Annotated in this window: 12 protein-coding genes and 5 pseudogenes; 7 read left to right on the top strand and 10 right to left on the bottom strand. The window is 59.3% G+C overall.

Annotation, left to right across the window (positions count from 1 at the left end; translation table 11 throughout):
* The 3 genes from ACP15R_RS27115 to ACP15R_RS27105 form a co-directional block, all read right to left on the bottom strand.
* The coding region (locus tag ACP15R_RS27115; RefSeq protein WP_424988943.1) for a transposase at nt 1–269 on the bottom strand (269 nt) is incomplete at its 3' end.
* Between the two features lie 102 nt (nt 270–371).
* Entirely contained in the window at nt 372–1,439 is a 1,068-nt protein-coding gene (locus ACP15R_RS27110; protein WP_424988942.1) for a Fic family protein, read from the bottom strand.
* Nucleotides 1,440–1,625: 186 nt separating this feature from the next.
* A complete protein-coding gene (locus tag ACP15R_RS27105) occupies nt 1,626–2,054 on the bottom strand; it encodes a hypothetical protein (RefSeq protein WP_424988941.1) in 429 nt (142 codons plus the stop codon).
* An 83-nt stretch (nt 2,055–2,137) separates the two neighbouring features.
* On the opposite strand from ACP15R_RS27105, the gene ACP15R_RS27100 reads away from it, so the two are divergent.
* Nucleotides 2,138–2,848, top strand: coding sequence for a hypothetical protein (locus tag ACP15R_RS27100; protein ID WP_424988940.1), 711 nt, complete (start codon nt 2,138–2,140; stop codon nt 2,846–2,848).
* A gap of 50 nt (nt 2,849–2,898) precedes the next feature.
* Here the strand turns inward: ACP15R_RS27100 and ACP15R_RS27095 are convergent.
* From ACP15R_RS27095 to ACP15R_RS27085, 3 genes and pseudogenes are all read right to left on the bottom strand, one after another.
* Nucleotides 2,899–3,485 (bottom strand): annotated as a pseudogene (locus ACP15R_RS27095) (IS5 family transposase); the annotation flags it as partial.
* A 218-nt stretch (nt 3,486–3,703) separates the two neighbouring features.
* Nucleotides 3,704–4,744 (bottom strand): IS110 family transposase, encoded by a 1,041-nt coding sequence (locus ACP15R_RS27090; RefSeq protein ID WP_424988939.1) that lies wholly within the window; start codon nt 4,742–4,744, stop codon nt 3,704–3,706.
* A gap of 86 nt (nt 4,745–4,830) precedes the next feature.
* Nucleotides 4,831–5,007, bottom strand: a pseudogene (locus ACP15R_RS27085) (transposase); the annotation flags it as partial.
* 491 nt (nt 5,008–5,498) lie between these two features.
* Here ACP15R_RS27085 and ACP15R_RS27080 point away from each other — a divergent pair.
* The 6 genes and pseudogenes from ACP15R_RS27080 to ACP15R_RS27055 all read left to right on the top strand — a co-directional run bounded on the left by ACP15R_RS27080 (nt 5,499) and on the right by ACP15R_RS27055 (nt 9,259).
* Nucleotides 5,499–6,389 carry an IS4/Tn5 family transposase DNA-binding protein gene (locus ACP15R_RS27080; protein WP_424988938.1) on the top strand — a complete coding sequence of 297 codons (891 nt, stop codon included), beginning with the start codon at nt 5,499–5,501 and terminating at the stop codon, nt 6,387–6,389.
* A gap of 46 nt (nt 6,390–6,435) precedes the next feature.
* On the top strand, nt 6,436–6,774 hold the full coding sequence (locus ACP15R_RS27075) for a transposase (RefSeq protein WP_424988937.1): 339 nt from the start codon (nt 6,436–6,438) through the stop codon (nt 6,772–6,774).
* A gap of 129 nt (nt 6,775–6,903) precedes the next feature.
* Nucleotides 6,904–6,984, top strand: coding sequence for a hypothetical protein (locus ACP15R_RS27070; protein ID WP_424988945.1), 81 nt, complete (start codon nt 6,904–6,906; stop codon nt 6,982–6,984).
* The gene (gene tnpB, locus ACP15R_RS27065) at nt 6,965–7,237 is read left to right on the top strand and encodes an IS66 family insertion sequence element accessory protein TnpB (RefSeq protein ID WP_424988936.1); all 273 of its coding nucleotides are present in this window, start codon (nt 6,965–6,967) and stop codon (nt 7,235–7,237) included. The genes ACP15R_RS27070 and tnpB (ACP15R_RS27065) overlap by 20 nt, the downstream gene beginning before the upstream one ends.
* Before the next feature lie 60 nt (nt 7,238–7,297).
* Nucleotides 7,298–9,062: pseudogene (gene tnpC / locus ACP15R_RS27060) on the top strand (IS66 family transposase).
* Entirely contained in the window at nt 9,062–9,259 is a 198-nt protein-coding gene (locus ACP15R_RS27055; protein ID WP_424988935.1) for a hypothetical protein, read from the top strand. The pseudogene tnpC (ACP15R_RS27060) and the gene ACP15R_RS27055 overlap by 1 nt, the downstream one beginning before the upstream one ends.
* Here ACP15R_RS27055 and tnpC (ACP15R_RS27050) read toward each other — a convergent pair.
* From tnpC (ACP15R_RS27050) to ACP15R_RS27035, 4 genes and pseudogenes are all read right to left on the bottom strand, one after another.
* Nucleotides 9,225–10,726 (bottom strand): annotated as a pseudogene (tnpC, locus tag ACP15R_RS27050) (IS66 family transposase). The gene ACP15R_RS27055 and the pseudogene tnpC (ACP15R_RS27050) sit on opposite strands and share 35 nt — an antisense overlap.
* Before the next feature lie 38 nt (nt 10,727–10,764).
* The gene (gene tnpB, locus ACP15R_RS27045; protein WP_424988944.1) at nt 10,765–11,127 is read right to left on the bottom strand and encodes an IS66 family insertion sequence element accessory protein TnpB; all 363 of its coding nucleotides are present in this window, start codon (nt 11,125–11,127) and stop codon (nt 10,765–10,767) included.
* Between the two features lie 5 nt (nt 11,128–11,132).
* Nucleotides 11,133–11,579 (bottom strand): IS66-like element accessory protein TnpA, encoded by a 447-nt coding sequence (gene tnpA, locus ACP15R_RS27040; protein WP_424988934.1) that lies wholly within the window; start codon nt 11,577–11,579, stop codon nt 11,133–11,135.
* A pseudogene (locus tag ACP15R_RS27035) lies at nt 11,536–11,713 on the bottom strand (IS256 family transposase); the annotation flags it as partial. The pseudogene ACP15R_RS27035 and the gene tnpA, both read right to left, overlap by 44 nt.

Raw genomic sequence — 11,713 nt, 5'->3', positions numbered from 1 at the left:
ACTTTCCAGTCAAGCGCTGCCAGACGCAACAGGCTTTCGACGAACCCTGTCGTCTGCCGAAGGGGCATGCTGAACAGCACCTTCATCGTCAGACACGTCTGGATCGCCGCGTCGCTGAAGCTCGGCTGTCGGCCGCGTTTGCCGGTCGGTGGCGCTCGCCATGTCATTTCTGGATCAAACCAGATCGTCAGCGATCCGCGCCGCTTCAAGCTTTCATTGTAAGCCGACCAGTTCGCGGTCTTGTACTTCGTAGGGGCCCAACTGCTCATGCCATCCAGCCATCATGCTGGATTCACGCAGTGAATCCCTCACCCGATTTGTGCAACAAGGACCTGAGGGGATACACCCCGACTTAATCAACATAAACTTGATTATGGGAGCGAGTACCAGGCCCCTCGGGCCTGCCCGTGCAATTCAAGATGACCGTCCTTTACAAGGGCTCTGAAGTGCTGCTTGAGCGTGTTCCGGTTGGCACCGGTGAGCTTGACCGCATCCGCCATGGTCAAGCGCCCCTGTTCCCGTGTGAGCTCGACAATCTTTGCCGCAAGTTCGGGCATGGCGCCGATCATCAATTTTTCACGCTCCACACGTGTTTTGAGCCGGAGCATCTGGCGCTGCAATGCGCTGAGAAAGAACTCCAGCCAGGGAGTCCATTCGGGGTTTGAGCTACGTATCGTGCCCTGCGTCTGTCTGAGCGCGAGATAGTAAGCTTCCTTGCTTTGTTCGATGACGCTTTCCAAGGAACTGTAGGTCACATAGGCATACCCTGCGCGGAGCAACAAAAGTGTCGTCAGAACACGGCTGAGCCTGCCGTTTCCATCCTGAAACGGATGGATTTCCAAGAACACGACAACGAAAATCCCGATTGCGAGCAATGGATGCATATCCGTGTCTTCGACTGCGTTCTGGTACCAGGTCACGAGGTCTCGCATCAGGCGGGGCGTATCGAACGGCGTTGCCGTTTCAAACACGATCCCGATCTGTGCCCCTGTCTCGTCAAATGCTGCGACACTGTTTGAGGACGTCTTGTATTCACCTCTGTGGCGCTCGTCTTTGTGGCTATATTTCAGCAAATCCCGGTGTAGTTGTCGGATATGGTTTTCGGTAACGTCAATGTTGGCCCACGAGTTGAAAACCGTTTCCATCGCATCAGCGTACCCGGCAACCTCCTGCTCATCGCGTGTTTCAAAGGATCGGATTTCCAGATTCGACAGAAGCCGCTGAACATCCTGATCGGAAAGCTTGCTGCCTTCGATCCGGGTAGACGACCCGATACTCTCAATTGTCGCAACGCGCTTCAGTGACGACAGACGCTCCGGTGCCAGTGTCCCAAGTGCGCGCCAGGCCCCCTTGAACTCATCGATTTCAGATATCCTGGCAAGGATCTTGGGGGAGATCATAAGTGTGGAAGTGTTTGGCATACCCATATCGATACCCATTTACATCCATTGGTCAACCCAATTCGGCACCCACTAACACCCATTCCGGAATTGACAGGCTTGGGAGATGTCGACCGCATCCCAACAAAAAAATCTGGGTCAAGTCACTGAGACACTGCCAACGAAGCCATGCCAATCAGCACAAGTACCTATCGGTCGACTCTTCGTTCACAGTTCGGAGCAGCATCAACCTAACACCAAGCGCGCACAGGCAGCGAACGTCGGCGCATCAGAGCCCGCGTAATCATCGCAGCCAATCGGCGTGATGTTCAGAAACAACGTGCCCGTTTCGCTCATTTCAATGCGCGGCACGGGCTCAGGCTCGACCAGTTGTCGCTTTGATGCGGGATATTGATCCAGAACACGGTTGTATTCCTGTGCTGCGGCCGTCGCCTCTTCGCGAATACGGGCAGATGAGGCGTTTAGGCAGTTCAGATAGACTTCAACCTCGGCGAAATAGACTCGGTAGGCATCGCGCATTTCTTCTGGGCCTGCCCCACCGTCCGCCAAGTATTCTGCATCCGGCCGAAAAGGTTCGATGCAGACCTCTTGAGACACAGATCCGGAAGCTGCGCACAATGCCAGGATCAACGCCGGCCCTTTCATAGACGACATTGTCAAAGTCCCGGGTGCAGCCGTGCACGGCATGGACTTCGTGTAGCAGCGAGGCCTCCGTATATTGCTGCAACGCCGCCCATATGATCGAGCAAAACCAGCTCAAGGTCGGAGACAAGGCGACCATCCATGACGCTGGCAAGAAGACAGTCATGGTAAAGGAACGCGATCCCAGGACTGGCGAAGAAAGTGACAAGCAGACCTTCCGCCGTGAATGGGGTGTCCGAGACATCGAGCGCGCGCCAGAGCGCGAATCTGACCAGGTTGTGCCCGTTCAGCAGTGCGATAAGGCCGTCGTTGAGACAGTGACTCCCGAGGGCCAGAGTAAGGAAGTATCTTCCCCGTCAGATGGTCCGTCGGACCGGCCCGAAAGCAAACCTCAGCCACAACAAGCCAGCCACGCAGAACGGCTCGAAGAGCGGTTGACCCAAAAAGACGCAGCACAAGACCCCATGTTGCGTGGTGCTGCCAGCACGATTTCCCGACTTGAGGCAGAAATGCTGGCCGCAGACATTCCCGAGAAAGATCGAGCAGAAGTGCGTGCGCTCGCGTCGCGGGAACTGGCGCAAGGTCTGCGAGCAGGTCGGACCTACGACGTGCAGCGGCTTGCCAACGTCTCGAAATTGCAGATCTTGGCGGCGAAGTCCCTGAATACTAGGGACATCGCACAGATCGTGGAACAAGCCCGCGTTCGCACACCCCCGACCCTTCCGAGGTCAGCAGAAAACATTGCTGTGCAGGATGATCGGGTGCGCGAACACGCGGCGCAACAGAACCGTGCGAGGGATCGGTAAATTCAATGACAGCGCGGGTTTTACCACATGGCGTGATCTAGGGTCAGGATTCATAACCAATAGATGACGGTTGCCGCGAGCGCGATAGCCGAGAGGAAGACCTTCGGACATCTGTCGTATCGTGTTGCCACGCGCCTCCAGTCCTTGAGCCGACCGAACATGATCTCGATGCGGTTGCGCCGCTTGTATCGGCGCTTGTCGTATTTGACCGGTGCCTTACGTTGTTTGCGACCAGGGATACAGGCGCGTATCCCCTTGTCATGCAGCGCTTCTCGGAACCAATCGGCGTCATATCCGCGATCCCCGAGCAGCCAGTCGACCTTTGGCAGACTGCTGAGCAACGCCCGCGCGCCGATGTAATCGCTGATCTGCCCGGCGGTGACGAACAGGTTGAGCGGCCGCCCCTGGCTGTCGCAGATGGCGTGCAGCTTGGTGTTCATGCCGCCTTTGGTGCGACCGATAAGGCGTCCACGCCCCCCTTTTTCGCGGCCAAGCTGGTCGCGGTACGGTGCGCTTTCAGATAGGTCGCGTCGATCATCACGGTCTTTTCCTCGCCGTGTTCGGCGGCCAACCCGATCATCATCCTGGCGAAGATGCCCTTCTCGCTCCAACGCTTCCACCTGCTGTAGAGCGTTCTCTGATTGCGGCCTTGTCAAGCGTGGGAAGGTGATGTCCGTCTAGGGTCATGGTTCTCTCCGAGGTCGCATTGAGCGCCTCATGATGGTTTTCGGTGGCTGATCGTCTCCAATGTCTTGTGCGGGGTATGGCACCTGGCCATCCCATGCTCTACAGCGAGATCGATCGACCTCCGTCCCGTCGGGACTTCGCTCTCCGCTTCAGACGCGGGAACTTAGATCAGGCGGTGGCCTCCTTTGTCCATTTATAGTCGGTTCCATTTTTCCAGAGCGTCAGCATAAGAACGGCGATTTTGCGGGCCGTTGCGACGGCCGCCTTGCGGAATCCGCGACGGCCGGCCAGTCGCACGGCCCAGCTTTTCAGCTGCGAGAAACGTTTCACCTGGTGGATCACGGATGACGCCGCCTCGAACAGTAGCCCGCGCATTGCACCGTCACCGCATTTCGAAACGCGCCCCGACCAATCCATCTCGCCAGACTGATGTCGCTTTGGCGTCAACCCAAGAAAAGCGCCCACATCCGAAGTCCGGCTGAACCGACCGGGGTCATCAACCAGAGCTATGAAGCTGAGCGCGTTGACCGGACCAACACCGGGGATTGTCATCAGGCGGCGCGCGACAGGATGGATCTTGGCCGCTTTCCGCACCGCCTTGTCCAAGTCGTCCGCCACTTGGCACAACTTGGCATGGGTCGCAATGAAGGCATCGGCTATGGCCCGCAGGACCGGGTCGGTCTCGCCCGCTGCCGCCAGTTGATCGCGGAACGCTTGCCTCTGTCGACCCTGGCCAATGCCGATCATACGGATGCCAAAGGTTTTGAGGACGCCACGAATGTGACCTTCGAGGTCCTTGCGCAGTCGGATCAACCGTTCCCGCGCGCCTACCAAGCTGCGAAGCCGGTCCGCCTCCTCGCTTCGGATGTGAACCGGTGTGAACCAACCGGTGCGCGCAAGCTGTGCCAGACCTTCGGCGTCGGCGGCATCCGACTTGTTGAGCCGCGCCGACAAGCTCTTGTGCGCCTTGCGGGCATCAATGCAGGTCGCGGGCAGGCCAAGACTGGCGAGGCCGCGCTGCAGCCAGATCGCTAGCATTCCGCTTTCATGCACGATCCGCCGGGGCGTGAGATCACGGTTGCGAAACCAGCCCGCGACGCCATCGGGATCAGTGGGACAGACGCCACGCGCTACAGTCTTTCCGTCCCTATCTACAACGCAGATCGAAATCTCTTTCGGCGACACATCCAAACCGACATAGTATTCCATAGGTCGTTCTCCTCACGGCTAATACCCATGAGGCCAACATACCGGACCTCGTTCGCCGCCAGAGAGCGACCGCCGCAATCACACCATGTCTTGTGCGGCCCATACTCCTTGGGGGCGTCGCGCCAGCGCAACCCATTGCGATTGATGAAGATAATGCCGCTCAGAACACGCCTGTCATCGACGCGAAGCTTGCCGTGCGACTTCGGGAAGAATGGGGAAAGCTTGGCCATCTGCTCATCGCTCAGCCAGTAAAGGTCGCTCATGTCACGGCTCCGTTTTCCGAACCGTGAATCACGCAGCACACTAAAAATCAATGCATCCTGACCCTAGAGCGCACCGATTGGCGAAAGCCGGACGATTTGCAAAGTGCCGCTTCCAATTCATGATGAAAAAGAAAGTTGTTCGCGACAGCAGACCTTCCGTTCTCGTACCGTGAACGCCACGAAAGAGCCCGAACTGTGAATTTGATTTTGGGGTCACTGCATAAAAGTGACGTTATTGTCCGGTTCGAGCGAACGTCGGTACTTAGCGCAGTATTCGCCGCATCGGCCCAGAACGGACCTTGGTCATGGTCGTTCTCCTTAAGGCTTTGGAATCGTTACGCTGAAAGTAATCCTCCGGCGGGGCTTGCAGTTACCCACAAGTCGTGCGGCGAATTGATTCACCCACAATACTTGGTCTTGCTCGAGACGACCTCATCATGATTCGTCATGTGGCACCGAATGATTGAGGTGCGGGCATGGGGCAGAATTGGGTGGAAACGGAAACCGCTGGTAGCGATCTGGGGGATGTCCGGCTGAACCGGCGGCTCGGGGCAATGCTCGGGGCGCTCGGGGAGCGGCCAGGGAAATCGCTGCCCACGGCGTTCCAGGACTGGTCGAACACCAAGGCGGCTTACCGGTTCTTTTCGAATGGAAATGTCAGCGAAGACAAGATCCTTGAGGGCCATTTCGTCGCATCTGCTTTGCGCATCCAGGCGACCGACGGTCCCGTGCTGATTCTGCAGGACACCACGGAATTCAACTTCAAACGCGTGGCCCCGGAGAAGATCGGGTTCACCAAGGTGTCGACCGGACGCAAGCTGAAGGAAGGGCGATTCCAGAAACATGCGATCTGCGGGCTCTTGATGCATGCCAGCCTGGCGATCACGCCGGACGGCTTGCCGCTCGGGCTGACAGCCGCCAAGTTCTGGTCGCGCTCCAAATTCAAGGGGACCGCGGCGCTCAAGCGCAAGATCAACCCGACCCGTGTGCCCATCGAGCAGAAGGAGAGCATGCGCTGGCTCGACAATCTGCGCCTCGCGACGGCCGAGCGCTTGGCCAACTGCATCGCGTTGTGCTGCGTCGTGGCATGGCGCGTGTCATGGCTGACGATGCTGAGCCGCAAGGCACCGGCGACGGACCCTGCCGCCGTTTTCACGGAGGACGAGCGCAACCTGCTCGACCAAGCGGCGCCGGACAGGAAGCGCCAGGCACCGCGCGACCTGCAATTCTATGTCAGAGCCGTCGCGCGTCTCGGGGGCTATCTCGACCGCGCTTCCGACGCACCGCCGGGGACGACCGTCATATGGCGAGGCTTCTCCCGCCTCGCCGATCTCGTTGAAGGCGCCCGTCTCACAAAGCCCCCAGCGGACACTTGTGGGTAACTGCAAGCCGGCGGGGGCCGCCTGACGGGCCCTGACTGGTGATGATATGTCCGACTTTACGCGCGACCTTACATTCGAGCACCAGATTGAAGTCCTTTCTGCCGCAGACGGCGTTCGCCGGCGGAATTGGAGCGATGCGGACAAGCTCCGGATCGTCGAGGAGAGCTTTGCCGGACATCGGCAGGTTAGCGCCACGGCAAGACGCCATGGCGTTTCCCGATCTCTCCTGACAGTTTGGCGCCGCCAGTTCAGGAACGGAGGCTTCGCTGGCGGCGGCTCGCCGACATTTGTCCCCGTGACGTCTCCGATGAGAGCCGGGGGGGGGGGCGTCAGCGGCAAGTCAACCTCCGGACCCGGAAGCCAGGGTCGAGATTATATAAGGTAGCGGGCGGCGGCTTGCCGTTCCTGCGAACGTGGAACCCGAAGCGCTGGCCCGGCTTCTTGTCGTGGTAGACAGCCGACGATCGCGTTTCCGACCGGGGCGAAGATCTGGATCGCGGGCGGCGTCACCGACATGCGGCGGGGCATGAACACGCTGGCGCTGCAGGTCCAGGAGGGGCTCGGGCGCGACCCGCATGCCGGTGAAGTATTTTGATTCCGGGGGTGAGCCATCGTGTCGCCATGCGTTCGAGACCGATGGCGAACGCGGCGATCTGGTCAAGATTTTATGGCACGACGGTGTCGGCATGTCGCTATATCTGAAACGTCTCGAGGCGGGGAAATTCATCTGGCCGGTGAGCCAGTCCGGGCAGGCGGTGCAGATATCTGCTGCTCAGCTCGGCTACCTTCTCCAGGGAATTGACTGGCGCAATCCACGCTGGACACAACGCCCTGCAAAGGCGGGATAAATCAGGCTATTAAGGCTGTTTTTCATGGGCGTTCCCGGGCCGGCATGGTAGGTCTCGGCCATGTCCGAGACCGCTTCCGAACTCGCAAAACTGCGTGCCGCTCTGGCGGCGGCGCAAGGACGTGCCGTGGCCGCCGAAGCCGATCTCGCTCAGGCCCGTGCGGTGGTCTCGACCTCCGAGGCGATGATCGCGGCACTCAAACTGGAAATCGCGCTGCTCAAGCGCGACAAGTACGGCCGCAGCGCGGAACGGACTGCCCGGCTCATCGACCAAATGGAATTGCAGCTCGAGGAGCTGGTGGCCGACGCCGCCGAAGATGAGGCGCGTGCCGAACAGGCGGCAGAGAAGACGACGAAGGTCGCGCCGTTCGAACGGCGCAAACCCGTGAAGAAAGCCTTCCCCGACCATTTGCCGCGCGACCGGATCGTGGTCGAGGCCCCGGCGACCTGTAGCTGCTGTGGGTCGGATCGCATCGCAAAGATGGGCGAGGATGTCACTGACAGGTTGGAGGGGCGCCGCCCGTTCTTGCCTCAAACCGTCAGCCGCCTTCGGCGAACCGGCGCGAAATCCCCCGGCAGTGGAAGGTAATTCAGACCGTCCGCGAGAAGTTCACCTGCCGGGATTGCGAGAAGATCAGCCAACCCCCGGCACCGTTCCACCCAATCCCCTGCGGTTGGGCCGGCCCCAGCCTGCTGGCGTTCGCCATTGGTCTCGAACACATGGCGACACAATGGCTCACCGTGTTCGAAAAATACCGCCAGCATCAACCATTGAACCGTCACGCGGAACACTATGCCCGAGAAGGCGTGGCGCTGAGCCTGTCCACGCTTGCCGATCAGGTCGGCGCGGTGACCGAGTTGATGAAGCCGCTGCTGGCGCTGATCGAGGCGCATGTGATGGTCGCCGAACGGTTGCATGGCTCCTCTCGGCAGATTGCTTCGCAATCTCCTGCCGGGCAACGGACGATACGACGGTTCCGCTGCTGGCTCGCGGCGGGACGAAAACGGCGCGGCTCTGGACCTATGTCCGCGACGACCGCCCGTTTGCCGGAACCGCCCCGCCGGCCGTGGTCTTCAAGTTCTCCCGCGATCGGGGCGGGGAGCATCCGACAGGACATCTCACGGGCTGGCAGGGTATTCTCTAGGCCGACGCTTATGGCGGGTACAACCAGCCCTACCATGGCGAACGCATGCCAGGCCCGGTTCTGCCCGCGCTCTGTTGGAGTCATGCCCGCCGCAAGTTCTTCGAACTGGCCGATGTCGAGGGGAACATCCGCAAGGGCAAGTCGCCCAAGGAAATCTCGCCCATCGCCTTTGAGGCCGTGACGCGTAACAATGCCCTGTTCGATATAGAACGCGATATCAACGGCCTCGATCCCGCCGGTCGGCTTGAGGCGCGCCGACGCCTGTCGGTGCCACTCGTCGAAAACCTGGAACGCTGGTTGCGCGGCGAGAGAGCGAAGCTTTCAAAACACGTGAAGGTCGCCGAAGCAATTGACTACCTGCTGTCAGCGAACCACTGACCGGGCTTCACCCGGTTCCTCGAGGACGGCCAAGTCTGCCTGACGAACAACGCCGCCGAAAGATCGCTGCGCGGTGTGGCCCTTGGCAGAAAGTCCTGGCTCTTTGCCGGATCAGAGCGCGGCGGGCAACGCGCAGCCGCCATGTACACCCTTATTGTCACGGCCAAAGTGAACGGCATTGATCCGCAGGCCTAGCTGGCCGATGTCATCGCCCGCATCTCCGATATGCCCGTCTCACGGCTGCCGGAGTTGCTCCCACGGAATTGGCAGAAACCGGCAACCCGAGCGGCCGAGACCGCCTGATGGGCAGAGCCATCAATGTCCACACCATCGACGAGGTCGCCAGAAGGATCGGCGAGAACCTCGAACTCATCGAGCTTGTCAGCGCCAATTCCGACAACTTCGACTACAGCGAGATGATCGTAACCGTTCGGTCTTGGGGCAGTATCTGGGCCTCAGAGTTAGTTACGCCGTTTGCGCCGCGTAGCGCCATGGCATGAGTTCATCGAGCCTGTTGGTTTTGTGGTCTGCGATTTGGGCAAGCACCCATGTTAGCCAGGCTTGCGGATCGACGCCGTTCAGTTTGGCAGTTTCGATCAATGTGTAAGTGATGGCGGCTGCTTTTCCGCCGCCTTCGGAGCCAATGAAAAGATAATTTTTCCGGCCCAAAGCCACGCAACGGATCGAACGCTCTGCACAATTATTGTCCAACTCAAGGAAGCCATTTTCCAGATAGCCGCGCATTTTTCCATACGGCGAAGAGCATAGCGGATCGCTTTCGCGAGTTCTGACTTGCCAGAGATGCGGCTCAATTGTGCTGCCAACCAGACTTCGAGCTCATCAAACACCGGCTTGGCGTCACGCTGACGCAAAGCGACGCGTTCTTCGGGCGGTTTTCCACGCGCGGTCTTCTCGACGGCGTAGAGAAGCGCGATGCGCCTGATCGCTTCTTCGGCTGTTTCAAGGCCCTGAGATTGGAATATATCCACGAACTTGCGTCTGACATGGGCCATGCAGGCCATCTCATGAATACCGTCTTTGGCAAACAAGTCATTGAAACCGGTGTAACCATCCGCATGTATCCAGCCTTTGAATGGAGCCAGGTGACTGGTTGGATGTTTGCCTTCGCGGTCAGTACTGAACCTGTACCAGGCAGCGGGTGGCGCTTGATCGTTCCAGGGCTGCTCGTCGCGGACATAGGTCCAAATGCGAGCCGTCGTGCACTTCTTTTTGGCCTGCATCTTGATGGGGGTATCGTCCGCGAAGACGGCTTTACCGGATCGAACATAGCGCCCAATGGCTTCGGCGAGCGGCTCCAGCAGCTTGCTTGACTGGCCAACCCAGCCTGCCAAGGTGGAACGGCCAAGTTCAATGCCCTCGCGTTCGAAGATTTGGCTCTGGCGATACAAGGGACAGTGGTCCGCGTATTTTGAGACCAGCACATGCGCGAGCAGCCCGGGGCCGGGCCGACCGCGCTCAATCGGTCGCGACGGAAGCGGAGCCTGCACGATTTGGTCACAGCATTTGCAAGCCATGCGAGGGCGCACGATCCGGTTCACGACAAACCGCCCGGAGACATATTCCAACTCCTCAGTCACATCATCGCCAAGGGTACGAAGGTCGCCGCCACATGCGCAGCTCTCGCCTGGGCTCAAGATTTGTTCTTTGCGCGGCAGAGTTGGCGGCAACGGCTTGCGCTTTGGTTTTTGCTTTGGCTCTGAATCGCCACCCATATCAAGCAGAGCTGTCCGGGCGGCGGCGGTCTCTTCCTCCTCCAGCCGTAACTCGAGATTGAGCTGGTCGGCGCTTTCCGATTTTGATCCAAAGCGATGCCGCTGATGGCCGTTAAGTTGGTGCTTGAGCTTCTCAATCTCAAGCGCTTGAGACTTTGCCAATACAACCAAACCCTCCGCCGTCGAGCGAAGCTCAATCGGATCAGATGGAAGGATGTTGGGGACCCTGAGCATAGGCCGGTTTATACCTGAACCGCGCGCCTATGTGAATCCTATGGTGCTGGGTTTGCTGACAAATTACCCACTGTCAGAGGTCGCCATGTCCGCCGGGGATTGCGCCAATCAATACCTTCCAAGAGCATCGACAACTGCGCGGCACTGATCGTCACCTTCCCGTCCGCAGCTGATGGCCAAACAAACCGGCCCTTCTCCAGCCGCTTGGAAAACATGCACGCCCCTTGGCCGTCCCACCACACAATTTTGACCAGGTCACCCCGACGGCCACGGAAGACAAACAGGTGCCCAGAGAACGGGTCTTGCTTCAGAACGCTCTCGGCCAAAGCGGACAGCCCGTTAAACTGTTTGCGCATGTCGGTCACACCCGCCGCAAGCCAGACCCGTGTGTTTGACGGCACAGGGATCACGGCAGCAATCCTTCGACCAGGCCAAGCACTGAGGCCAGTGTCGTCGGTCCTTCCACCAGGATCCGCCGCCCGTCCGACAACGTGATGTCAACACGCTGCGCCGAAACAGGTGCGCCCAACGTGGACACCGCCATCGGTTCGCTTGCGCAGGATAGGGTCCCCTCAATCTCGATCGGAAGAAACGAGGCCGCCACATCGTCTGCCTCGTTGTCTGATGTAAAACGCGGGTCACGCAGCCATTTATGGATCAGGTTGGCGTTCAGCGCGTACCGTCGCGCCACCTGTGCAACCGAAACGCCCGAAACCCGCGTCTGATCGCAAATCGACTGCTTCTCCTCATCAGACCAAAACCGCTTCTTTCCGCCCTTCGAGATATGCGCAGAAGTTGGTGACGCTTGATCAGGCGGCGATTTGAACGTGGCGGAGACCGTCGCGGAACTCAACCCCTTCGATGATTTCGGGCAGGCGGTTCCGACCGTCGAGTTTGCGCCATTTTCCTTGCGCTGACATCATCAGCTTGAATGCCATGGCCAGTCCGGTCTTGCGGCTGAGGCAGCCCTTGGTGCGTTTCGTGCGA

The sequence above is a fragment of the Microbulbifer sp. S227A genome (assembly GCF_049800935.1).
The sequence above is the reverse complement of the archived record's forward strand: the minus strand, read 5'-3'. Positions and strand labels throughout refer to the sequence as shown.